This window comes from Rosistilla oblonga, assembly GCF_007751715.1.
In the GTDB taxonomy this organism is placed as follows: domain Bacteria; phylum Planctomycetota; class Planctomycetia; order Pirellulales; family Pirellulaceae; genus Rosistilla; species Rosistilla oblonga.
Genome location: NZ_CP036292.1, coordinates 1,127,754 through 1,151,957, shown reverse-complemented (window position 1 = coordinate 1,151,957; position 24,204 = coordinate 1,127,754). Strand labels below are relative to the sequence as shown.

General features: G+C 57.2%; 16 protein-coding genes. 12 read left to right on the top strand and 4 right to left on the bottom strand.

Features of this window, described 5'->3' with window-relative positions; translation table 11 throughout:
• Positions 1 to 23 precede the first annotated feature (23 nt).
• Entirely contained in the window at positions 24 to 917 is an 894-nt protein-coding gene (locus tag CA51_RS04070) for a class I SAM-dependent methyltransferase (protein ID WP_145118032.1), read from the top strand.
• The gene (locus tag CA51_RS04065) at positions 914 to 1,336 is read left to right on the top strand and encodes a GtrA family protein (protein ID WP_197451585.1); all 423 of its coding nucleotides are present in this window, start codon (positions 914 to 916) and stop codon (positions 1,334 to 1,336) included. The genes CA51_RS04070 and CA51_RS04065 overlap by 4 nt, the downstream gene beginning before the upstream one ends.
• Positions 1,337 to 1,598: 262 nt before the next feature.
• Here CA51_RS04065 and CA51_RS04060 read toward each other — a convergent pair whose 3' ends face one another.
• On the bottom strand, positions 1,599 to 2,675 hold the full coding sequence (locus CA51_RS04060; RefSeq protein ID WP_145118028.1) for a TAXI family TRAP transporter solute-binding subunit: 1,077 nt from the start codon (positions 2,673 to 2,675) through the stop codon (positions 1,599 to 1,601).
• Positions 2,676 to 2,842: 167 nt separating this feature from the next.
• On the opposite strand from CA51_RS04060, the gene CA51_RS04055 reads away from it, so the two are divergent.
• From CA51_RS04055 to truA, 4 genes are all read left to right on the top strand, one after another.
• Entirely contained in the window at positions 2,843 to 3,682 is an 840-nt protein-coding gene (locus CA51_RS04055; RefSeq protein WP_145118026.1) for a carbon-nitrogen hydrolase family protein, read from the top strand.
• Between the two features lie 182 nt (positions 3,683 to 3,864).
• A complete protein-coding gene (locus CA51_RS04050; protein ID WP_231745992.1) occupies positions 3,865 to 5,028 on the top strand; it encodes a formylglycine-generating enzyme family protein in 1,164 nt (387 codons plus the stop codon).
• A gap of 57 nt (positions 5,029 to 5,085) precedes the next feature.
• Entirely contained in the window at positions 5,086 to 6,102 is a 1,017-nt protein-coding gene (locus CA51_RS04045) for an aspartate-semialdehyde dehydrogenase (RefSeq protein WP_145118022.1), read from the top strand.
• A 25-nt stretch (positions 6,103 to 6,127) separates the two neighbouring features.
• Positions 6,128 to 6,910, top strand: coding sequence for a tRNA pseudouridine(38-40) synthase TruA (gene truA / locus CA51_RS04040; RefSeq protein ID WP_145118020.1), 783 nt, complete (start codon positions 6,128 to 6,130; stop codon positions 6,908 to 6,910).
• Between the two features lie 118 nt (positions 6,911 to 7,028).
• Here the strand turns inward: truA and CA51_RS04035 are convergent, their stop codons facing one another.
• Positions 7,029 to 8,696, bottom strand: a complete 1,668-nt coding sequence (locus tag CA51_RS04035; protein WP_145118018.1) for an SHD1 domain-containing protein — start codon at positions 8,694 to 8,696, stop codon at positions 7,029 to 7,031.
• 163 nt (positions 8,697 to 8,859) lie between these two features.
• Positions 8,860 to 11,631: a 2-oxoglutarate dehydrogenase E1 component gene (locus CA51_RS04030; RefSeq protein WP_145118016.1), complete on the bottom strand. Its 2,772-nt coding sequence runs from the start codon at positions 11,629 to 11,631 to the stop codon at positions 8,860 to 8,862.
• Positions 11,632 to 12,138: 507 nt separating this feature from the next.
• On the opposite strand from CA51_RS04030, the gene CA51_RS04025 reads away from it, so the two are divergent.
• Together CA51_RS04025 and CA51_RS04020 are read left to right on the top strand one after the other, a co-directional pair.
• Entirely contained in the window at positions 12,139 to 13,473 is a 1,335-nt protein-coding gene (locus CA51_RS04025; RefSeq protein WP_145118014.1) for an MBL fold metallo-hydrolase RNA specificity domain-containing protein, read from the top strand.
• Positions 13,474 to 13,667: 194 nt separating this feature from the next.
• On the top strand, positions 13,668 to 16,316 hold the full coding sequence (locus CA51_RS04020) for a M16 family metallopeptidase (protein ID WP_231745991.1): 2,649 nt from the start codon (positions 13,668 to 13,670) through the stop codon (positions 16,314 to 16,316).
• Positions 16,317 to 16,637: 321 nt separating this feature from the next.
• Here CA51_RS04020 and CA51_RS04015 read toward each other — a convergent pair whose 3' ends face one another.
• Positions 16,638 to 18,473, bottom strand: coding sequence for a glycerophosphodiester phosphodiesterase family protein (locus tag CA51_RS04015; RefSeq protein WP_145118012.1), 1,836 nt, complete (start codon positions 18,471 to 18,473; stop codon positions 16,638 to 16,640).
• Positions 18,474 to 19,774: 1,301 nt separating this feature from the next.
• Here CA51_RS04015 and CA51_RS04010 point away from each other — a divergent pair.
• The 4 genes from CA51_RS04010 to CA51_RS26485 all read left to right on the top strand — a co-directional run bounded on the left by CA51_RS04010 (position 19,775) and on the right by CA51_RS26485 (position 23,895).
• The gene (locus tag CA51_RS04010) at positions 19,775 to 20,809 is read left to right on the top strand and encodes a hypothetical protein (protein WP_145118010.1); all 1,035 of its coding nucleotides are present in this window, start codon (positions 19,775 to 19,777) and stop codon (positions 20,807 to 20,809) included.
• Between the two features lie 422 nt (positions 20,810 to 21,231).
• Positions 21,232 to 21,876, top strand: a complete 645-nt coding sequence (locus tag CA51_RS04005; protein WP_145118008.1) for a cysteine peptidase family C39 domain-containing protein — start codon at positions 21,232 to 21,234, stop codon at positions 21,874 to 21,876.
• Entirely contained in the window at positions 21,873 to 22,898 is a 1,026-nt protein-coding gene (locus CA51_RS04000; RefSeq protein WP_145118006.1) for a hypothetical protein, read from the top strand. The genes CA51_RS04005 and CA51_RS04000 overlap by 4 nt, the downstream gene beginning before the upstream one ends.
• Positions 22,899 to 22,905: 7 nt before the next feature.
• Positions 22,906 to 23,895 carry a DUF1559 family PulG-like putative transporter gene (locus CA51_RS26485; RefSeq protein ID WP_145118004.1) on the top strand — a complete coding sequence of 330 codons (990 nt, stop codon included), beginning with the start codon at positions 22,906 to 22,908 and terminating at the stop codon, positions 23,893 to 23,895.
• The last annotated feature ends 309 nt before the right edge of the window (positions 23,896 to 24,204 follow it).

The window sequence follows — 24,204 nt, the reverse complement described above, 5'->3', positions numbered from 1 at the left end:
TCACTACAACCCGAACGACCGCAATGTCAACGATCACCGAAATCGAATCCTCAGCCGACCCAAAACCGACCTCGGCGGATTCGGCAACCGAGGCGAACGCCCTCGGCGGAGAATCAAGCTTCGAGAAACGCGACCGCGAACTGTTCGACACGATTGCGGGAAAGTATGCCGCCAAAGATAGATCGCCGTCGGCCCGCCCGGCGCGACGACAACGCCTACTGCAAACGCTCGGTGCACTCCCCGAGCGGTCGCTGCACGGCAAACGCATCCTCGAAGTTGGCTGCGGTGCCGGATATTCGGTCGATTACCTACCCGCCGATTACGACTGCTACCTGGGCATCGATTACTCCGAGATGCTGATCGATCTGGCCCGCAGCGAACGCCAAACCGATCGAGCGACCTTCGCCACGACAAACGCTCGCGACCTGAAAACCGACGAACCGTTTGACATCATCTTCATGATCGGTGTCCTGCATCACATGGACCAGATGGACGAAGTCGTCGAGAACCTGGTGTCGCTGCTGGCACCTGGTGGATGGCTGGTCGTGAACGAACCGCAACCGAGCAATCCGATTGTCGGAATCGCTCGCCGGTTGAGAAAACAGGTCGACGCCAGCTACTCCGACGAGCAACTGGAACTGACCGGCCGCGAGATGGAAAACTGCTTCGCCGACGCCGGCCTGACGTCGCTTCGCCAACGACCGCAAGGACTGCTGTCGACACCGTTTGCCGAAGTCCCAATGAATCCATCATGGCTGACCGCTCCTGCATCGCGGATCGCCTGCGGCCTGGATCGTGGAATCGAAGCGATCGCCGGACGGCTGCTGACACCGCTGACCTGGAACGTGATCGTCGCCGGACAAATGCCGACCGATCCACAATCGACGCCTCAGAATTCGCGGACTCCTTCGGAATGATCCGGGCAAGCGTCAGTGCACCCCGAGCAAGCCGCGCGATCCGGTTCTTGATCCTCAGCGGCGTCAGCTTTCTCGGCAACCTTGGGATCACCCACGCCCTGACTCAGCACGCCGCGTGGCCCGCCGAACTGGCGTTTGCCGCCTCGCTAGTGATCATCTTTTTCGTCAACTTCGCCTGCTGTCGCTGGTTCGTTTTCCAAGCCAACGAACAACCGATCGCCACGCAACTCGCTTCGTTCCTGACCGCCACGATCTGCTTTCGTGGCCTGGAATACGCAGCGTTCTTGGGATTGCACAGCCTGCTGGGGATCCACTACCTGATCGCAACTGCAACGGTCTTGATCGCAGGCTTTGCGGCAAAGTTCCTGTTCTACAATCGGTTCGTCTTCGGCCGCCCGAACACAGCCACCCAACCGTAGTGGATCTTGTTAAAGATCCTTCAAGCGCACATCAGCCGCAATCACGCCGAACGCGTTGCAACGATCAGCCGGTTGTGGAGCGAACGCGATCACCACCGCTCAACTGCGACCACCTTCGGCGGTCAACGACGCCCCTAACGCAAAAACCGTAGGTGGCGTTACGCTTACCTACGGTTAATTGCTTCGATCCCTGCCGGGATAATTGGATATCCTCGAAGGATCTTTTAACAAGATCCACTACGAGAACCTTTAACGTCGCCGACTACTCAGCCGCTGCGGGTGCTTCGGCTGGCGCGTCTGCTGCGGGAGCTTCTTCAGCAGCTGGCTTTTCCGCAGCCTCCAAGACGCCTACCTCTTCGTAGAACTTGATGGCACCGGGGTGATATTCGATCCCGGTATTGCGAGCGACATTCTTTTCGTTGATCGCTTTGCCCGCAGGATGCTTGCCGGCGATCTCCGCTCGGTTTTCCCAGATCGACTTGGTGACTTCATAAATCAGTTCGTCGCTCTGCGATGCCGCGGTGATCAAGTGCATCGAACCGACGTTCAGTCCCAAGAAATCGTTGTCGAGTCCTTTATAGGTTCCGCCGGGAATCGTCGCAGGGTGGAAGAAGGCGTACTTCTCGATCAGCTTTTGGCGAGCCGATTCGTCGAACGGAATGTAGGTCACGTCGAACGTGCTGGCAGCTTGAGTGATCGATCCCGTTGGAACCGCTCCGCCCAAAAATGCAGCATCGGCGGCGCCGTCGCCCAATTGATCGACAGCTCCACTTTGCGTGGCGTTCAGCGAAGTGATCTCATCCCAAGCGACACCATGCTCGGCTAGGATCGGTTCGACGAACTGTTGGAATCCGGCACCGGCAGGTCCGGTGATCACGCGTTTGCCTTTCAGATCGGCGATCGATTGAATCCCCGAATCGGCTCGTGCGATGAAGAGTGCCACGTTAGGTGCCAGCGTCGCGATCGCACGAATGTCGTAAACCTTGTCCCAACCCGCTTCGCCACGCGCGGCGAAGTAGGAGATCGCGGCGTTGGAGAGCGCTAGCTCCAATTCCGCTTGCTGCAATCGGCGGATGTTCTCTTGCGAGCCCTTGGTCCCCTTGGCTTGGACCTTCCAATCGACGGTCCCCTTGTGTTCGTTCAAGACCTCAGCGATCGCGCCGCCGACGACGGGAAAGGCACCGCCGACCGGAGCGGTTCCCATGCTCAAGAACTGACGTCCGCCAGTGGCACCGCCATCGCCAGTGCTGTCGCTCTTCTTGCAACCCAGCATCAGAGCGGACAAAACCAGCGAAGCGACAAGCGCACGATGTTGCGAAATTTGGAGCATTAGAGCCATCGGGAATCGACCTTCAAGAGTGTTCGAGGGATGGAGAAATCCCAGTTGGGGCGGGAATTCATTTGAATCTCATGTATATTAACACGCCCCCTTGGGCGAGGCTAGAAGCGGGGCCCGCCGGCCCGAATCGGTCGGGTCACCAAACTTTCAAACAGGTCCAACTTGCCATGAGCCAACAAACAAAACGCGTCGCAGCGGTTCAGATGGATGTCGCGTTTGCCGACATCGACCACAACGTCCAACAGATCCTCGCCAAGATCGCGACGGTCAAAGCCGATGGAGTCGATCTAGCCGTCTTCCCCGAGTGCGCACTGACCGGATACTGCTTCGAAAGTCGCGAAGAAGCGTTGCCGCTGGGACTGTCGATCGACGACCCGCTGTTCGATTCGTTTGCCGCCGCCTGCGGGGATTCCGACCTGCACGTGATCATCGGTTTCCTGGAAATCGAAGGCGACAAGCTGTTCAATTCGCAAGCGATGATCAACCGCAGCGGTGTCGTCGGCAGCTACCGCAAGATCCATCTGCCGGGCGTGGGCGTCGACCGATTCCTCGATTCTGGCGATCGCGAATTCAGCATTCAAGCGGCGGGAGAGATCCGTGTCGGGATGGCGATCTGTTACGACAGTTCCTTCCCCGAAACGGCTCGCGTCCTCGGCCTGCACGGTGCCGACGTGATCGCGCTGTCGACCAATTGGCCCGTCGCGGCGCGGCGGACTGCCGAGATCGTGCCGCCGGCTCGCAGCATGGAAAACCATCTCTACTTCATCGCCGCCAATCGCGTGGGGACCGAGCGGACGTTCGAGTTCTGCGGGATGAGTTCGATCGCGGGTCCCGACGGCGTGATGATCGCCGAAACCGATAGCGATCAAGAATTGATCCTGACCGCCGACATCGACCTTTCGATCGCTCGAAACAAACAGATCGTCCGGACTCCCGGAAAGCATGTGATCGACCGATTTGCCGACCGGCAACCCGAACGGTACACCATCATCGGCGAAAAGAAGTAGCCGAGCGGTCACTCTGTGCAGAACACGCATTTTTTGTGGCCGCGGCGAGTGGAGAGGAGCCGGAATTGAGCCGGTAACAATCGCCAAATTGCCCCCCTTTGACTACAATGCAAAGCAACTCCGTGCTTCACGAATCTTCGTCCCGCAGAAACGACTTACATATGAACCTGTACGCTCGATCTTTGTCCCTGTGCTTGTTTGCGTTGACAAGCTGCGTCGCCATCGCAGCCGATGACAGTGCAAAAATCAAAGGCTTCTCGACAACCCAGCCCGAGAAAGGGCCGTTTGTCGCAGTCGAAGGGGGCTTTATGGTCCCTTACACCGAGACGATCCCCGGCACCGAGATCAGCTTTGAAATGATCCCGGTCCCCGCAGGAAGCTACAAAATGGGCAGCCCAGCCAGCGAAAAGGGGCACAAAGAGGACGAAAGCCCGCAGATCATGGTCAATGTCGATCCGATGTGGGTCTGCAAGACCGAGGTCCGCTGGATCGAATACAAAGAGTTCATGGGAATGTACAAAACTTTCAAGGAGTTTGTTTTCCGCGACATGCGGAAGGTCACTCCGGAAAACAAAGTCGACGCGGTCACCACGCCGACCGAACTGTACGAGCCCAGCTACACCTTTGAATTTGGCGACGACGACGACCTGCCGGCTGTCACGATGACCCAATTCGCAGCCAAGCAATTCACCAAGTGGCTGTCGAAGATGACCGACACCCAGTACCGCATTCCGACCGAAGCGGAATGGGAATGGGCGGCTCGCGCCGGCAGCACCACCGCTTACAGCTGGGGCGAATCGGCCGACGAGATCGACCAATACGCTTGGTACGCCGACAATTCTCCCGATGGCCCGTCGAAGGTTGGACTGAAAAAGCCAAACGCTTTTGGCCTCAACGACATGCTGGGCAACGTGGCTGAATGGACAATCGACGCCTACCTGGAAGACGGCTACAAGGTTTTTGAAGGCAAAACCGTGAAGGCGTCCGAAGCGATCAAGTCGATCGAAACCGCTGACCCACGCGTCGTCCGCGGCGGCAGCTGGGAGATGGAGCCCGAAGACGTCCGCTGTGCTTCCCGTCTATACAGCGTCGACGAAGATTGGAAAATGGATGACCCGAACATTCCGCTGAGCCCATGGTGGTTCACCAGCGATCCATCGCGCGGCGTCGGCATGCGATTGTTCCGATCGTGGAAACCGCTGTCCGACGAAGCGATGAACAAGTTCTGGGAGATCGATTCCGAAGACATCGAATTCGACGTGATGTCTCGTATCGAAGAAGGCCGCGGCGTGCTGGGACTGGCCGACCCCGATTTGGCCGAAGCTGCTAAAGCGGTTCGCGAATAGATCGTCCGAGAACCGATAGACATAGACAACAAACATCTGGAAAAGTGAGACGCAAAAGTGATTGATACCTTGGCCGTCGTCGGCGCGACCGGCGCCGTGGGTCGGATCGTGCTAGACCAAATTTTGCAACGCAAGCTGCCACACGGACGCTTGCGATTGTTGGCATCGGCGCGATCGGCCGGCCAAGTCGTCACGTTTGGCGATCAACAGATCACCGTTGAATTGATGGAACCGAGCGCGTTCGACGGCGTCGACGTCGTGATCGCCAGCACACCCGACGAAGTATCGGCTGAGTTCGCGCCGTGGGCTGTCGAACGCGGTGCGATCGTGGTCGACGAGAGCGGATATTGGCGGATGGACCCGAAGGTGCCGTTGATCATCCCCGAAGTCAACGCGTCGGCGATCGACAACCACCAAGGCATCATCGCCAGCCCCAACTGCTCGACCACGCAGATGGTCGTCGCCTTGGCTCCGCTGCACAACGCGGCACGCATCAAGCGCGTCGTCGTCAGCACCTACCAAGCCACCAGCGGTGCCGGACTGGCGGGCGAAGCGGAACTGATGCACTCGACTCGAGGATCGCTCGATGGCTCCGCTCCCGCAGCCAAGACGTTCCAATACCCGATCGCGTTTAACCTGATCCCTCAGATCGGATCGGAAAAACACGAGGGTTACACCTCCGAAGAGATGAAGATGGTCTACGAGACTCGCAAGATCTTCGGCGACGATTCGATCGACGTCTGCCCGACCTGCGTTCGCGTTCCGGTTGCGATCGGCCACAGCGAATCGATTCTTGTCGAGACCGAAAAACCGCTGACCGTCGAACAAGCCCGCGAGCTGTTCGCCAATGCCGACGGCGTGACTTTGATCGACGATCTGGCCGGGCGACAATACCCGATGCCTGTCGACAGCGCTGGCAAGGACGACGTTTTTGTCGGCCGTGTTCGCAAGGACCTCAGCAGCCCCAACGGGATCGCGTTCTGGTGCGTCAGCGACAATCTCCGCAAGGGAGCCGCGACCAACGCCGTTCAGATCGCCGAACTGTTGGCCAAGAAGATGGCTTCGGTCGCCTGATCATTTTGCGGAAGCCAGGCCTGACGTGTTGAGAACTTTTCGTTTGACCATCGGCTACGATGGCTTCCGCTACGCAGGCTGGCAGGTCCAAGCGGACCTGCCGACGATCCAAGGCGAACTGCAACGCGCGTTCGCTGAATTGACCGGCGAGCGCGTCTCGATCACCGGCAGCGGACGGACCGATTCGGGCGTCCACGCGATCGCTCAAGTCGCAAGTCTCACCACCGACGCCTGGCGATCCAGCGACGCCGCGTTGGGTCGCGCGATCAACACGAAGATCCCCGACGACATCACCGTCTATCGCTGCGAAGAGATGCCCGTCGACTTCCACGCGTTGCGCGATGCCGTCGGCAAACGCTACCGCTACCAACTGCAGATCGGTGGCGTCCGCGACGCCTTCGACTTCCGCTACTTCTGGCACCACCACGTCCAACTGGACATCGAAGCGATGCAGCAAGCAGCCGCCATGATCGTCGGCACCCATGATTTTGCCTGCTTTCAAGCGACCGGCAGCGAGCGTAAAACGACGGTCCGCACGATCCACGATTTGGCGCTGACAACAGGGCAGGGGAGAGCAGGGCAGGGGCACTTGATCGTCGAAGTCGAAGCGAACGGGTTCCTCTACAACATGGTCCGGAACATCGTCGGCAGCCTTGTCGAAGTCGGCCGCGGCAAACATCCGCCCGCCTGGATCGAGGAACTGATCGCCGGTCGCGACCGCAACCAAGCCGGCCCCACCGCCCCAGCCCACGCCCTGTTCCTGCTGCGAGTCGACTACGACGTCCAACCGCTAGCCGCGCAACAGTAGCCGCGTTGAATCCGAGACTCCCTTCAAACCCAGCAACCCACCAACGGAATTCACCGCGGCATCGCAAACGCAACCACCTGGCGGTCGTCGGCTGAAGCCTCGACTCCAGCGCGGTCGGTTACGGTTCGAAGGGGTTGTCTGCGTTGAGGGCGGCTTCCCATGCTTTTAGATAGGTCTGGTCGGCGGCGCTTAGTTTTGTCACGGGGACGGTGACTTCTCGCCCGTCGGTTCGCTTCAACACCGCGCCACCATTTTCGACTCGCAACAGATTGGCTTCGATCTTGAATCGCCCCGTGGCGTCGGACCATGTTCGAACGGGACTGGTCCCCTCAGCTGCCATCGGCGCGGCGGAGACCGAAGCGGGTTTGTTCGGTTGCGGTAATTGCTCGGGAGCCAATTGGACGTTGCGGCGTTTGACGGTGACCTTTCGCGAACTGCCGGCACGCCGGCGAACGACTACGCTTTTGTCGGCGTTCAACGAGACAATCTCTCCGGGAAACCAGAAGGAGCCGTGCTCTTGGAACTGGACGATCTGGCCGACATACAACGGCGTCAACGCATCGACTTCGCGGTCGGTCGACTTCACCGTCCCAAATCCGCCGTAGGCCTTCTTCAGATCCTGGACCACCTTGTAGTCGGGTGCCCATCGCATCAAGGCATTATGAGCTGCCGAGCGCAGTTTTTTGTCCTCGTGCTCGATGTGAGCCTCGATCGCCGCGGCGACTTTCGGGCTGGGATCCGCTACGCTTTTCTTCGCCAACGCTTCTAGCTGAGCCTGAATTTTTCCATCGTCGCCCGATTGAAGATCGGCGATCGCCGCCGCCAACTCCTCTTCGCTCAGCGGTCGCTCCGCCTCCTCCTTAGCTTGCTTCGCCGCCATCGCTCGCTCTTCGGCGATTCGCTTGGCTTCCGCTTCCATCCGATCGAGCTCTTCGCCAGAGATGCGATCATATTTCACATGGATCGGCACCGTCACGGTGGTGTTCCCATCGTTGACCACCAACTTGTATTGGATGTCGATCGCATCGGGCAGGGCAGCGGTGCGATCGAAAGTCCAAGATCCGGAGCCGGTCATTTCATAAGTCTGATTCTTGTCGTTGGCTGGCATCGTCAACTGATAGGACTTGCTGATCTGCACTCGCCCATCCTGCTCACCCGTGATCGAATACTTCGTGACCTCACCCGCAGCCCGCACGTCCTTGGGACCGTTGTCGCCACGGCCAAAAGGATCCAACGGCCCGAAGCGACCGCCCATTCGACCATTCTGTTCGTTTTTGGTGATCGACACGCCGGAGTCAATCGTCCACGCCTGAGTCTCCTCTTCGGGAAGCGTCTCAAACGGCATCAGCGACACGTTCCCCAACAGGTAGGGCAACTGAGAATCGCCGTTCATCGCCAAGACCTCGCCTTGAGGCGAGAGCGTGATCTGATTGGTGGTCGTCACCTTGCCAGCAAAGGCTGGGCGAGAGAAAGGACGAGGAATCGACGGAGGCCCAAACCTGCGGCCGCCGCGGCCCTGTCGCCCTTTGGCCTTCTTCGATTCCGACAACCCACCGTGGTACGTCAACCGAACGCGATCCTCCTTCACGGCGTTGACGGTATATTTCGTCACGCCCTTGTAGGTGATCGTTTCATCGTCGCCGTCGACGACGATTTCGAAGCGATAGGCAAAACGCGACCCCGATTCGGGAGCATACCGCAGCGGTTCAGCCAAGAGACGGCCAGGAACGGACGCAGCTGCGATCGCAGCACAGCCCAACAACGCAATCGAAATCTTCAGCAACATCAAACAACCTCCGCCCGGTCGGACAAGTCCAGCAAAAACTGGATTCTCCGGGGCAGAGGGGCTCAACGCAAGCAAAATTCACGACGAATTTACTTTCCCTTTCCCACCAGCCGCCACGACGGCAATCGATTCCGACGTGGCAAGCACCTAGGAAAGCGGGACACTAGAGCGATGCAAAAGCAGCTTCCAGCAGCTCTTCCTGCTCCAACTTATGCGTCCGCATCGATCCGGTCGACGGGCTAGCCGATTCGACGCGGCTGACACAATGCAGCTTGAAACGCTCAGCCAATTGGTCGCCATAGTTCAGCTTCAGATAAGGCCAGGCACCCATATTCTTCGGCTCTTCCTGAACCCAATAGATGTCTTTCCCTTCCGCGTAGCCGCCGAAAGAGCTCATCAATTCGTGCTGCTTCAAAGGATACAGTTGTTCGATCCGCAAGATCGCAACATCCTCGAGCCCACGTTGCTTACGAGCTTCCAAGAGGTCGTAGTAGACCTTGCCGGTGCACAACAGAATCCGCCGCGCGTTGTCCGGCGAGACCTGCGTGTCGGGCAAGATCTTGCGGAACTGCCGAGCTTCCAGGTCCTTCAAATCGGAAACGACCAACGGATGCCGCAGCAAGCTCTTCGGCGTCAGGCAGATCAGCGGCTTCCGCCAACGACGCAGAACCTGCCGTCGCAACAAGTGGAAGTACTGTGCCGGAGTGGTCGGCTGACAGATCTGAATATTGTGCTCTGCCGCCATCGCCAGGAAGCGTTCGACTCGCGACGAGCAGTGCTCCGGCCCTTGGCCCTCAAAGCCGTGTGGCAACAACATCACGAGACCGCTCAAGCGATTCCACTTGTCCTCCGCACTCGCGATGAACTGGTCGACGATCACTTGGGCACAGTTCCAGAAGTCGCCAAACTGAGCTTCCCAAGCACACAGGCCCTCGGGACAGTCGAGGCTGTAACCGTACTCAAAACCTAGAACGCCAGCTTCGGACAGCGGGCTGTTGGCGATCTCGAACTTCGCTTGGTCGGGAGCCAGGTGTTCCAGCGGAGTGTAAATCGAACCGCTCTCTTCATCGTGCAGCACCGCGTGCCGCTGGCTGAACGTACCGCGTTCGCTGTCCTGGCCGGTCAAACGAATGCGACGCCCTTCGGTCAATAGCGTTGCGAAAGCCAACGCTTCGCCGGTGGCCCAGTCGACCGGCAGCTTGCCGGCAGCCATCTCGCGACGCTGTTCATACGGCCGCTTCAGTTTGCGATGGAGATTAAATTCTTGCGGGATCGTGGTCAGCGTCTCCAGCAGCTCCGAGAGCCGCTTCTTGTCGACGCCGGTGACCACGGTATCGTTTTCGGGTTCGGGACCGCCGACATATTCCGACCACGATCCGCCGAGCGATTGCACATCGGGAACAAACGGAACGGTCCGGGTCGCTTCGAATTCACGCTCCAGCTTATCCTGTCGCTTGCGATGCAGTTCCTTCGCCTCTTCGTCGGTCATCTGGCCCAGCTTCAGCAATCGCTTGCGGTAGCTCTTGCGAACACTCTGCCGCGCATCGATCTCGCGATACATCTCCGGCTGCGTGAACCGCGGTTCATCGCCTTCGTTGTGACCCCAACGACGGTAGGCGTACATATCGATCACGACATCGCTGTGGAACTCGCGACGGAAATCCATCGCCAAGTTGACGACCTGAGCTACCGCTTCGGGATCTTCGCCATTGACGTGGAAGATCGGGATTTGCAGCATCTTGGCGATGTCGGTCGCGTAGGTCGTGCTGCGTCCTTCGCGCGGTTCGGTCGTGAAACCGACCTGGTTGTTGATCACCACGTGCAGCGTACCGCCGGTGTGGTAGGCCTTCAACTGGCTCAGGTTCAGCGTCTCTTGCACGACACCTTCGCCCGCAAACGCCGCGTCGCCGTGGATCAAGATCGTGACCACATCCTGTCGCTTCGAATCGCCATAGCGATCCTGCTTGCAACGCGTCCGTCCCAGCGCGACCGGATTCACGTATTCCAGATGGCTCGGGTTGAAGCACAATGAGATGTGCATCTTGTCGCCCGAAGCGGTCTTCCAATCGCTGCTGTATCCCAGGTGATACCGCACGTCGCCGCCGCCGCGATGCAATTGCGGATCGGGATCGTCGAACGACCAGAAAATGTTGAGCGCACGTTTTTTGAAGATGTTCGCCAGGACGTTCAGCCGTCCACGGTGAGCCATCGCCATGACGACTTCTTTTACGTTGTGCTGGCCACATTTTTCCAAGGCGAGATCCAACAACGGGATCAAGCTCTCGGCTCCTTCCAACGAGAAGGTCTTGGCGCCGACGAACTTGCGGCGAACGAACTCTTCGAAAATCGTCGCGTCGGCCAATCGCGAGTAGATCCGGCGTTGGACCTCGTGCGACAGCGGCATCCGATTCTCGCCGACTTCCATCCGGCGCTGCAACCAATCGCGGATGTTGCGATTGTCGATGTGCATGAACTGGGCGCCGATGTTGCGGCAGTAGGTGTTCCGCAGTTGTTGCAGCACGTCGTTGAGCGTCCGCCCTTGGACATTCTCCAGAGCGCTCGAATCGAAGGGGCGCGACAGATCGTCTTCGGTCAGCCCATACGATTCGACATTCAGTTCGGGGCATCCCTTCTGGGCCATCCCCAGCGGATCGACTTGAGCGACCAAGTGACCGCGGACCCGGTATTCGCGGACCAGTTGGTCGACTTGGTCCTGCATCCGAGCCAACCACAGCGCATGCTCGGTGACGTTGCCGAGGGTTTGCCCATCGCCATCGGCTGCCGCAGTCGCCGCTTCGGTCAACTTGGCCGTCGTCTCATCGGTCGCCACAAGAAACTGTTCGAAATACCGCCGCCAACCGGGCGACACGCTCTCGGGGTCTTTGACATATTGAACGTACAGGTCGTCGATGTAGCCCAGGCTATATGTGTTCATCGTTGTTCGTTGCCGCTTGTGTTACTGCCAACGAGGCATCTGGATGCAAGTGAGAAAGGTGACTGGCCAGATAGGTGTTCGCAAGATCGCGCACCCGCCAGCAGCAAGAGTTGAGGGATGGGATGCCGACACCACAAGGAGATCGCGTTCCCCGGGTGCTCCAACCGCATCGGCGAGACCAATACGACGGTGATGACTTCGCGTGGTTGAGAATGACAACATTGCGTTATTCAATGCGAAAAGTGCCACGGGGTTTAGCCGCACGAAGTTTTTAGGCAGGATTCTGCAGATTCGTCCTTCAATCTGCATGAAGTTGCAGATCCATCCTTCGACCTGCGTTGAGAACTCAATCATAGCAACTTGAGGCAAGCTGGCTATGGCATTTTCCACGCTCCTTGCGCGAAATTCCCAACTCGTTTGACAGCCGGCTCGCCAGCTCCGTGAGACGTCGCCGATTGATACACTATAGAGATCGATATCATTCAATTTTCGCGCGCGAGGCAGGTCATGAAATTGATCCATCACGGTGGTCACTTAGGGGTCACGGGGTCGTGTCACCAATTGTGGACCGACGACGAGCACAGTCTGCTGGTCGATTGTGGCACCTTTCAAGGCGACGACGCACGCGATCATCCCAACCCGGAGATCAAGTTTTCGCTGCGTGGAATCGAGTCGCTGCTGCTGACCCACGTCCATATCGACCACTGCGGACGGATCCCACATCTGATCGCCGCCGGGTTCGAACAACCGATCTATTGCAGCGGCCCGACGGCGCGGCTGCTGCCGTTGGTGATGCAGGACGCGCTGAAGATCGGCTTCACGCGGAACCAGCGACTGATCGATAAATTCAACGACAAGATCGCCAAGCTGCTGCAACCGCTCCCCTATCACCAGTGGCATCCGATCCAAGGCGGCTGCAAGCTGCGGCTCCGTCCCGCCGGGCACGTCCTGGGTTCGACGATCTTCGAAGTCGAATTGCCCAACGGTCAGATGGCGGTCTTTTCCGGTGACCTGGGGCCAAGGCACGCGCCGCTGTTGACGGAGTTTTCATCGCCCGAGCGGGCCGACCTGCTGGTCATGGAGAGCACCTACGGCAACCGCATCCACGAGGGACGGGCCGACCGACAGTCGCGGCTGGAGGCCGTCTTGCGGAAAACGCTCGACGACAAAGGAGTCACGATCATTCCGGCCTTCAGTCTCGGCCGAACCCAGGACATCCTGTTCGAAATGAACGGGATCTTTGAAGCGATCCAGAAACAACAGGGCCGCAGTCTAATGAAGCAGGTCGACGTGATCGTCGACTCGCCGCTGGCCAGCCGGTTCACGCAGATCTACGACGACTTGCAAGAGTTCTGGTCGGCGGAGGCTCAGGGCGTGCTCAAGACCGACGACCAACCGCTGGTCTTCGAAAACCTGACCACCGTCGGCGATCATCAAGAACACCTCGCGACGCTCGACCAACTGGTCAAACACAAACTGCCCGCGGTCGTCGTGGCGGGCAGCGGGATGTGCACCGGCGGCCGGGTGATGAATTATCTGCGGCGATTGATCGGCGAACCGACCACCGACATCGTCTTCTGCGGCTACCAGGCGCGTGGCACTCCGGGCAGCTACATTCAACGCGGCAGCGACTGGGTGCGGCTGGACGGTCGCAAATACCAGATCCGTGCGGATGTGCATCAGTTAAGCGGCTACTCGGCCCACGCCGACCAACGCGACCTGCTGCGGTTCGTCGCTGGATTCACCGAAAAACCGTACCAGATCCGTCTGGTCCACGGGGAGTATCACGTTCGCAAAGCACTGGAGGCCGAATTGGACCAGCGCGGTTATCATGTTGATTAACGCGTGCCAGCAGCGTCAGTTAGATAGGAAGCAAAGTGCTGCCGCGATACAATCAGAAACGCTGCTGCGCAAGCGCGTTCCGCAAATCTACGATTCGAAATAAGGATACCACTGTGAATCGCACAACTCTTTTGTTGATGGGTCTTGTCGCCCTGACGGCCATTTGTGCGCCCCACACGTTTGGCGAGGGCCCCATGAAAGTTACGGAAATCGAAGGAATCAGCGAATATGAACTCGACAATGGATGCAAGATCCTCTTGTTTCCCGATCCGTCGAAACCTGTCGTAACAGTGAACGTGACGATCTTCGTCGGTTCGCGGCACGAAGGCTACGGTGAAGCCGGGATGGCTCACCTGTTGGAACATATGCTGTTTAAAGGAACGCCGTCGCATCCCGAGATCCCCAAACTGCTGCAAGACCACGGCGCCCGCTTCAACGGCACCACCTGGACCGATCGCACAAACTACTACGAAACGCTCCCCGCCAGCGACGAGAACCTCGAGTTCGCGCTCCGCTTGGAAGCCGATCGCTTGGTCAATAGCACGATCAAGGGAGAGGATCTGGCCAGCGAGATGTCGGTCGTTCGCAGCGAGTTCGAGAGTGGCGAGAACGATCCCAGCCGGATCCTGATGCAGCGCATGCAATCGGCCGCCTACGAATGGCATAACTACGGCAAGAGCACGATCGGTAACCGCAGCGATATCGAACGCGTGCCAGTTGTCAACCTTCGCCGCTTCTACAAGAAGTACTACCGTCCCGACAACGTCCTGGTCACCGTCGCCGGACAATTTGATCCCGAAAAGGCACTCGAGTACCTGCAAAAGTACTTCGGTTCGCTCGAAACGCCCGACACTCCGATCGATCGCACCTACACCGTCGAACCGCCCCAAGATGGTGAGCGAACCGTTGTCCTGCGCCGCGTCGGCGATGTCCAATGGGTTGGCGCCGCATATCACATCCCGGCCGGCAGCCACGAAGAATACGCAGCGGCTAAAGTCCTGTCGTACGTCTTGGGAGACGAACCGAGCGGAAGGCTTTACAAATCGCTTGTCGAAACCGAAAAGGCGAGCAACGTCTATGCGTTTGGTTTTGGTTTCCACGATCCAGGCCTGACGTTGGCGTTGGCCGAAGTTCCCAAAGACAAAGACATCGAAGTCGCTCGCCAACAGTTGCTGTTGACGATGGAGCACGGTTTTGAAGAGAAACCAGTGACCGAAGAAGAGGTCGAACGGGCGCGTCAACAATTGCTGAAGAGTCGCGAATTGGAAGCTGCCGATTCGGATCGCTTAGCCGTTTCGCTCTCTAACTGGGCCGCTCAGGGCGACTGGCGATTGTACTTCCTGTTCCGCGATCGTTTGGAAGCGCTGACCGCAGCGGATGTCCAAGCCGTGGCCGAGAAGTATCTGACTCGCAACAACCGCACCACCGGGCTGTTCATTCCAACCGACGAAGCTCAACGGATCACGATCCCCGAAGCTCCCGATTTGAACGCTTTGCTGGCCGATTACAAAGGCCGCGAATCGATCCAAGCGGGCGAAGCCTTCGACACCTCGCCGCTGGCGATTGACCAACGGACCGAGCGCGGCCAATTGACCGACACGGTCGAATACTCGTTCCTGCCGAAGAAGACGCGTGGTGCATCGGTCAATCTGATGCTGACCCTGCGTTATGGCACTCCAGAAAGCCTGCAGCCACGCGTGATCGCCGCCGACGTGTTGCCGCAATTGATGGCTCGCGGAACCGAATCGTTGGACTACCAACAGTACCAAGACAAGGTCGGCAAACTGCGGGCTCAGATCAGCCTCAGCGGCACCACCGGTCTGCTGCAGGTGAGCGTCAAGACGAACCGCGAGCAATTGCCCGAGGTTCTGGAGCTGTTGACCGAAGTGATCCGCAAACCGCGACTGGATGCCGAAGAATTGGACGTGCTCAAACGGCAAACGATCACCGGATTGGAGAGCCAGTTGAGCGAACCGCAAGCCTTGGCGCCGATCTCCACGCGTCGGGCGCTGTCGCCGTATCCGAAGACCGATGTCCGCTACCGTCCGACGATCGAAGAAGAGATCGCGATGTACAAGGACCTGAAGATCGATCAGGTGCGCGAACTGTACAACGATTTTGTCAGCAGCCAATCGACCGAACTGGCGGTTGTCGGCGACTTTGATCCCGAGCTGATCAAATCGAAACTGAAGCCGGCGTTGGAAGGCTGGAAGTCGGATCATCCGTATGTCCGCATCGACCGACCTGCCCACCCCGATCTGCCGGGCGAAGTCAAAACGATCAACACGCCCGACAAGGCCAACGCGGTCTATTACGCGGGTCAGCAGTATGTGATGAGCGACACCGATCCTGATTACGCCGCGATGGTGATGGGCAACTACGTCCTCGGTGCCGGTGCGTTGTCGAGCCGCTTGGGCGATCGCGTACGGCAACAGGAAGGGCTCAGTTACGGCATCCGATCGGGCTTCAGCGTGAGCACCAAAGATGACCGCGGCGAGTTCACGATCTTTGCGATCACGAACCCCAACAACAAGGACAAGTTGATGACGGTGATCCGCGAAGAGATCGACAAGATCCTTGCCGACGGAATCACCGACGAAGAATTGGCGAAAGCCAAAGAAGGTTATCTGCAACGCGAATCGGTCCGTCGCAGCGACGACAGCTACATCGCGTCGCAACTGGTCTTAAATATGTTCACCGATCGGACGATGGCTTTCACCGACCAGCAGGAAAAGAAGATTGCTGCGGTCACCAAGGATCAGGTCAACGCCGCCTTGAAGAAGTACATCGATCCAGAACGGTTGATCATCTCGGTCGCCGGCGATTTCAAAGCGAAAGAGTAGCAGCAAACTCAAACCGCAATCCCGCAAAGGGACGCAACATCCAGCGTGGGCGAAAGCCCACGTTGGAGCATGCATCAGCCGCGAAGCCGGCGGCAGCATCTAGCCGTGGGCATCAGCCCACGGATCGAGAGGGTTTAAGAGCGCGCATCAGCCGCGAAGCGGCGGCAGCGTTCGATTGCTATCGCCGCTTCGCGGCTGAACGTATCGATGCACACTGAAATCTGCGGGCTCACGCCCGCAGCTAAACGCTACCGCCGTTTCACGGCTGGGAAATCTATCACCAGGCGATACATCGTATCGCTGCTCGTCCCGAAAAACGGCTCACTGTGGTGCCCCCGCTGGCATCGGCAACCCCAACTGAAACGCCAGCTCTAACATCAGGCGTTCGACCGGATTCATCGTCTCCCGCTCGGCGAGTACTTTCCGAGCCAGAGCGGGATCGTCGGTGATCAGGTTATCGACACCGCGGCTGATCATCGCCGACATCGTCTTGGCGTCGTTAACTGTCCACACCGAAACCGTCTTCCCCACGCGATGCGCCGCGTTGATGAACGACTGCGTCGCCAGCGAGGTGTTGACGGCCAAGAAGTCGACATTGGCGCGAGTCAGATCGCTGACAGCCACCGCGGTTAACAGCCCGCAGGTCCAATCGGGACGCAGCTTTTTCAGCTTGGCGATCCCCTTGGCATCCAACGACATGATCACGATCTGATCTTCCATCTCGAACCGCTCAACCAAATCGACGACCCGCTGCTCCAGTCGATCGGTGTGGCCGTAATACTTCAGTTCGATGTTCACGCCAACGGTGTCCTTGCACAGTGCCAGCACCTCTTCAAGCATCGGCATCCGCTCGGACCTGTAGTCGGCCGAGAAGTAGCCGCCGATGTCGATGCTGCGCAGTTCCTCCGCTGTTGCGTTCCAAATCTTGACCGGATTCCCCGCCACCTTTTTCAGATCCGAATCGTGCGCCACGACGACGACCCCGTCGCTCGCTTCCTGCACATCGATCTCGACCCAATCGGCACCATCTTCGATCGCTCGGCGAAACGCAGCCATCGTATTTTCGGGCGAATGCGTTGCACCGCCGCGATGCGCGGTGATCTGCACCCGATCTTCGATCGAGATCGACTCGAGGGTCAGCACGCCCAACACGGCAGCAACCAGGCCGCCGATCAGCACCGCCGAAACGATCCGCCCGCCAGTCAATCGGATGCCGTTCCACTGGCTCCACGTCGGCATCTCCACCAACCGCTGGCCGGGCTCATCGACATGCCGCAAGTACAGCATCCCCAACAGCGATGCGCACGACGCGTTGGCGATCAGGCTGGCGATGAAATTTGCGATCGCGAAAACGACCAACAACATCCCAACCGCAGCGATCAAGGTCCAGATGGTTCGGGTCGCCGACGGCAACACCAATTCCCCGAGCGTTGCCAGCAGGAATGAGAGGCAGAACCCCAAGGCAAGATTGCTGATCGCCCAGATGGCCAACGAACCGACGATCCGCCAACGATGTGGGCTAGCCAAACGCTTGCTTTCGGATAACGCTTCGGTTGGCGAGAGTCCACGGTACAACAGCAGCGGCAACGCAAAGGCCCATCCGCTGACGCGGTACAACAGCGCCACCGACATCGCGATCAACACGGTTCCGATCAACCCGACAGCTAGCCAGAACTTCGGCGGCTTGGCGGTCAAATAGAAGTTGATGTCGTGATCGGTCAGTAGGAAGAGGAACAGCCCGCCGCCGACCGCCAGGAACGGCAACGCGGTCAGCGCCACGCGGGCGACGACGCGAGTCGTCAGCCACAGCACCTGCCGCGTCCGCTCTGCCACAAAGATCGCAACCCGGCTCGGCCGAATCTTCAACGACTGGTCCGCTCCCAGGCAAACCGTCATCAACACCGCCTGCTCCAACGCCAGCACCGCCAGCACCCCGCCACCGACGATCACCACCGCCAACCAACCCGTCGGGTGCAACAGGAACCTAGCGATATCGGCGTCGGCCAAGACGCTCCGTCCAGAAAGGCTCAGGAACAACCGAAACAGGAGACTGACGGCGGGCGAGAGCAGCGTAAACGCGGCCAGCTTGAAGATCAGATCGACGGCCAACAGCGTCCGGAAGCAGGAATAGAGATTGCGGCAGACCGTTTGAAACATCGGTGTTCCCGGAAACAGGCGGCGGATAGGAAAAATTCACCGCCGCAGCTTATCGAGCCACCAAAGATTTCGCCAGCCAGACGAGCACGCCCAATCGATCGCACCAAGCAGACGGCCCCCCAGCTCACCCCCAGCCCCCTTAGCGCACAAGTCCCGGCAGCGACGACAGCAAGTAGCCCACGGTACAATCCGTGGGTAACGTTCTACGCCCAACCGCGAACGCGGCGAAAGCAACGAGCTGCGGAGCGTCAGCCCGCAGATCAATCCCGCCGACCGATCGCGATCTAGGGCCGTAGGCCCGGCCGTTTGCCTAGCCCAGGCCGTCGGCTGGGAACCGGCCCGCCCCCTCGCGCAGCTGCCAGCCTCATTCTGCCAATCATCTCATCGGCCTGACCGAGCAGATCCAGTGACCGTCTTCGCGGTCAGCGAGGCGATGCGTTTAGGGACAGTAGGTGGCGCTGCGCTTACCTACGGCTAATCGCTCAAATCCCTGCGGGATCCTTTTTTTGGAGGGGCAAGCAAAAATGAACGATTAAGCCACTCGGCGGGTTTCAACGCTCTCGATTCGATCTACAGGACCGGAGTTGTTGGCAGGATGATGGGGGCAGAATGACAAGCTTGGGGATCGAGCAAACCATATCCAACCCGTTGGCAGGCAACCGGTTCTCGCGGCGGATCAATGATTCTGCCAGCCTCATTCTGCCAATCATCTCATCGGCGTGACCGAGCAGATTCTGTGACCGCCTTCGCGGTCAGCGAGGCGATGCGTTTAGAGACCGTAGGTGGCGCTGCGCTTACCTACGGCTAATGGCTCAAATCCCTGCGGGATCGTTTTTTTGGAGGGGCAAGCAAAAATGAACGTGTAAGCCGCTCGGCGAGTTTCAATCCTCTCGATTCGATCCACAGGACAGGGGTTGTTGCGAGGATGATTGGGGCAGGATGACAAGCTTGGTGCTGGTAAGCAGTGACAGCGAAACTTGGGAGCAGAACCGAAATCGCTAGCCTTCATTTCGTGGATGTCCCCATCTGCCTCCTCGCATCGCCTTCCTGAAGAGCCCGCACGATCTGCTCGGGGCCACGTCGTTTTCCCTTCTTGGTCGTGGAAAGTCTCCGTTGGCCGTCATCGGCCACCTGACCTTCATAACCTCTGGAACAGAAAATGAAGAGCACGCCAGGAGTTTCGCAATGCACGTGCGGTTTCCCACAAAATGCAATACAAACCGTTGCTTGCTCTCCGAGGAGGCAACATAATGACGCCAACCGCCCCCCCCAAAATCAGGCAGCCCGCGAGGCCAGAGCTCATGAGCATTCACAGTCTGTTCGGTCGCCTTGCTGTGCTAACAATATTTATATCGCTTAGCGCTTCTGAATTGCATGCCGAAGATGAAAGCCTGACGCAAGAGGTGATTCAAGGTTTGAGGAAATGGCGGGAAACGATCTCATCCCTGCGGATTGATTACGTATATAGGAATCCAAACGAAGTCAAGGCCGAGCACCCCGACTGGAGCGAAGTGGAGGTGGAGGGATGCTACTTTGTGGGCCGTTGGATCTGGAAGGACGATGGATCGGTTTACAGTCGGCTTAGTCCGTATCGCAACGGAAAGGATGTCGGTAATCATATGGTCGAAGGGGCTAACTTTCGAACTAACGAAATCTACCAAGCGAACTTTGGTGTGGAGGAAGATGGATCGCAATACTTAAAAAGTCTATCGGTGAAACCCATGCGTTCTGGTTCAGCAATAACGGGAAACCCGATGCCATTAATGCGATTATGGCAGTCAGGACGCTGGTTTGATGATGCGATTGAGGCTGGACAATATGTTGCGACCAATCAGCCAAACACGACGCTCATCCAAATCAAAACGCTATCGACGGCAAATCCGGAGGTAACGCTAGTTGATCGACAACAGCAGTATCTAGTTCAAACGATTCATCACGAAGCGATAGGCTCGAAGTTTAGCGTAGAAGAATATCAATCGCTTGAGAACGGAACTCTATTTCCTAATAACGGAAAATATTTCGCTGGCAACGCTACACCACGAGACCAAGTCATTGAGTGGGAAATCGTTGCTATCGGCATCAATGAACAGCACGACAGTGGCTTGTTTATACCACCTGAAACAGGTCAAAAAACATACATTCATGATTCAACCCCCGCACGCAAATACCGTCGCCGTGACCTACCCCCTAGCCAGGTCGCTGCAATGGCCGATCAAATTGAGATGAAAGATGGACCGATTCGCGCGATTGTTCCGCGTGGACTTCAGATCCAATACATGTTGCTTGGTTTGGCAAGCATCTGCCTTGTTCTAGGCGTCTGGCTTGCCCGCCGTTAGTTTTCGTTACCCATTTACTATAAGGTTTTTAGACAGGTATAAATCATTAGCTTGCTTGACCTTGGCCGTAGTGTTCGCATTGGGTTCGGCTGGCGTTCCCGACGGAAGAAAACAAGTTCGCGCGTCGGCCCGCGATGAAATCTGCACGGGCGCATACCCTGAGTGGTGGACTGGACCATGCAATTGCCCACTCGGAAATGATCCAGTGCATGCCCATGACTTCTGCTCCAATGCTATTCCCACAAGTGGTGAAACCGGAATTCATGATTCTGACTGCATGTCATGGTTAGGCGAGACTTGTTCCGGGCAAGGTGTGGGAACGACTTGTGGAGATACAATTTGGAACTGTCCATACGCGTCGTGCAACTCGGAACCCAGTTACCCATACCCTGAATCCTGGGGATGTCACGCTACGTCTAAAGATGCGTCAGGCTGCCAAAGTGCGACTTTTGGATGCTCGAACCCGTATTAAGGTCCAAGGTATGTATCGCTATTACTGCACACATTGGGTTTTATTCGCAACGATTTGCTTTGGTGCATCGAAATCTGAGGGATCTGGGGAGTTATCCCGACAAGATGTTGCGTGTGGGCCATCTTCGCTGGCCATCTGCGTCTCGTTGCTCCAGGAGCGGAACATTCCGATGCCGGATTTGCGTCTAGCATTTGACGAACAACTCAATGGCGAACACACTTACCAGCAAGTTGCCGATGCGGCGCAGAAATGTGGTCTAGTAACTCAATTCGTAAGTCACGATACGACGCGACTGGCGGTGGGAAAATTGCCGCTGATTGCGGCAATTCGCAAGCCGAATGGACACATGCACTTTATTGTACTCTTCGGCCAGCGAGACAACAAAATCCAAGTGCTTGACAGCCCGTTGCCTGCGAGATGGATAGATAAAAACCAGCTCATTACCGTTTGGAATGGAGATGGGCTCTATTGCGCAACAAGTGTCCATCAATTGATGGAAGAAGGTGTCAAGCGAGATTTTGCGTCGGTCCCATTAGGAGGCTCGCTGCTGATTGTGTTTTTGGCTATCTACTTTGGATGCAAATTTTGTCGATGAATCAATCAGCACGTATTAAACACTGGAAATGGATCGTGCCGTTGCCAGCCCTGCTTTCCCTAGGCTTCCTCTGCCACAACTGGTATCACAAGCAGCAGCGTCCTAGATTTGCCATCCAGTATGAGCTCGTCGCCCCGAATGCAATCGATGGCTATATCGAAGCAGGACGCGATGCTCGTGTCAAGCTTCGATACAAATTGACCAACGTGGGCCGAGAACCGCTTCGCGGGATCGCGACTGACCTAGGCTGCACATGTCAAATTCTAAAGCAGCCTGAGGACATTTTCCCCAATGAATCTGACTTGCTTGAGTTCTCGTTGCGGGCTCCGTCTGCGGGGGCGATTCAGCGAAAAATACCCATATTGATCGAAAGTCAACGGCAACCCCTCGTGTTCATTCAAGTTGCATTGCGTGTTCCGGTTCTAACGCCATCATTTTTGCATCAACAGCGAGAACTGAACATCTCGTTTATCGATGGCGATTCGCTAGGTCGCCGGATCACCGTCGAGACTATTGAAAGGGCCGATAGTGATACGTGGATTGCTAAGCTTGAAACTACCCCTCCTTCACTCGTGAATTTCACTGAGCCAACGGTTCACGAACGGCCGAATCGCGATCCCGCATTAACCCATCGCACCTACCTTTTCGAGGCGAGTGCAGGCCAGGAAATAGATTCCGCACATGCAGGCGTGTATGTACTTCGAGACAGGTCAGGTGCGCCGCTTCATAAACCTCAACTAATTCGAGTGAAGCGGTTGCCCAGGTTTACAAACCATCCTTCGAGCCCAGTCGTTCGCACTGGAGAAAACACAAAAATTCTTGTGCTGGATCGGCTTGGAAGGTCTTCACTGACCGTCTTTCGCTATGACCAAGAGCTAATTGCAGTAACCCCAGGTGCTGTTAAAAACACTTTCTTAGTTTCACTTCGCAAATCGACTATCGATACTAAAATGACTGAACTGGAGTTGCGAAGCGAGGACGGATCAAAAGTTCACATTCCACTTTGCTTCGCGTGTGACTAGGCGATTGATGTGTCGGTGTAAGTTTAGAAATGCGTTTTCTATTATCGAGCTGCTTGTCGTGATAGGGGTTGCAGCAATCGCCTTAGCGGTCGCATTACCGGCCGCTCAGCACACGAGAGCCAAAGCGCGGCGCATACAATGCGCACTTCGGTTATCTGAACTTTCCATTGCCACGAATATACATCTTAGCACTTACAACACGTTCCCCTACACGTCGAAAAATTTCGGTGTGTTCGTCAACGGCAGCGCTAAACGATTCCCTGCTATATCGCCACACAGTCAACTGCTCGCGTCGTTAGATCAGGCAGCATTTGAAAAGGTTGCAATTTTCGACCCCTCGTTGTCGTGGACTGATCGTCAGCCAATATCTACGGTCGAATCGAATCGAATTCTCATCAAAACATCCATGCCAATGTTCTTATGCCCCTCCGATTCGGGACCTGTCGGTGGAAATAACTATCGGGCGAACCTCGGCCCTGATATTGGCGTTTTCCGAGGCTCACCACCCACAACACACAATGGAATTGGGGCTTTCGAAAATGGCAGAGCCTTGTCACCCTCTAGCTTTAGCGACGGACTTAGCAACACCATCATGTATAGCGAGAAGGTGATCGGTGATCGGAACCGAACGGTGTATCAAGCATTCCGGGATAATTTTGTATTCTCACCAGGCTTCACAAACCGCGACGAGGCCGCTCGGACCTGCAGGCAGTTCGCAACCTCGACACCGCTCTCTCACGATTCGTTTGGTGGCACAACATGGCTGTTCGGAGGCTATAATCACACGTGGTATAACCACGTTGCAACTCCCAACTCCTTCATACCGGACTGTTGCACCGGTCTCTCCTTTGGTGGTGGAGATGGACTCTACACAGCGCGTAGTCTTCATCATGGAGGCGTTAACGTTGGAATGGCTGATGGATCCACAAACTTCATATCCAATTCGATCGATGCCCTGGTTTGGCTCCAACAATCAACGCGCAGCAGTGGCGACTAATAGAGCGATTTCGGGGACAGCCGAACCGATTTTGTTTTTACTCTCACCAAGGCACGAAGTCGCGTAGTTGAAGGATGGCGAGAATGTTCGCAAGACATAACATGGCGCAGCACTGGCGTTTTGGTTCGCGACGATTCGCGTTATTAGCGGGCCAAAAATCCGGTAAACTAGTGTCCGGGATTGTTTGAAAATTGCAGCTTCGATCGCTTGGATACCCTCTAGCGGTACCGTTGCCCCCCCTCGCGGTGCTGACAGATCCTGTGACCGGCTTCGCGGTCTGCGAGGCGATTCTTTCAGGAACCGTAGGTG

Excerpts from the sequence above, each read along its gene's own strand:
- CA51_RS04055 (WP_145118026.1), top strand. The coding sequence starts at position 2,843 with ATGAGCCAACAAACAAAACGCGTCGCAGCGGTTCAGATGGATGTCGCG.
- CA51_RS04020 (WP_231745991.1), top strand. The coding sequence starts at position 13,668 with ATGAAAGTTACGGAAATCGAAGGAATCAGCGAATATGAACTCGACAAT.
- CA51_RS04035 (WP_145118018.1), bottom strand. The coding sequence starts at position 8,696 with ATGTTGCTGAAGATTTCGATTGCGTTGTTGGGCTGTGCTGCGATCGCA.
- CA51_RS04010 (WP_145118010.1), top strand. The coding sequence starts at position 19,775 with ATGAGCATTCACAGTCTGTTCGGTCGCCTTGCTGTGCTAACAATATTT.
- CA51_RS04025 (WP_145118014.1), top strand. The coding sequence starts at position 12,139 with ATGAAATTGATCCATCACGGTGGTCACTTAGGGGTCACGGGGTCGTGT.
- CA51_RS04015 (WP_145118012.1), bottom strand. The coding sequence starts at position 18,473 with ATGTTTCAAACGGTCTGCCGCAATCTCTATTCCTGCTTCCGGACGCTG.
- CA51_RS04060 (WP_145118028.1), bottom strand. The coding sequence starts at position 2,675 with ATGGCTCTAATGCTCCAAATTTCGCAACATCGTGCGCTTGTCGCTTCG.
- CA51_RS04000 (WP_145118006.1), top strand. The coding sequence starts at position 21,873 with ATGAATCAATCAGCACGTATTAAACACTGGAAATGGATCGTGCCGTTG.
- CA51_RS26485 (WP_145118004.1), top strand. The coding sequence starts at position 22,906 with ATGTGTCGGTGTAAGTTTAGAAATGCGTTTTCTATTATCGAGCTGCTT.
- CA51_RS04070 (WP_145118032.1), top strand. The coding sequence starts at position 24 with ATGTCAACGATCACCGAAATCGAATCCTCAGCCGACCCAAAACCGACC.
- CA51_RS04065 (WP_197451585.1), top strand. The coding sequence starts at position 914 with ATGATCCGGGCAAGCGTCAGTGCACCCCGAGCAAGCCGCGCGATCCGG.
- CA51_RS04005 (WP_145118008.1), top strand. The coding sequence starts at position 21,232 with ATGCGTCAGGCTGCCAAAGTGCGACTTTTGGATGCTCGAACCCGTATT.
- CA51_RS04030 (WP_145118016.1), bottom strand. The coding sequence starts at position 11,631 with ATGAACACATATAGCCTGGGCTACATCGACGACCTGTACGTTCAATAT.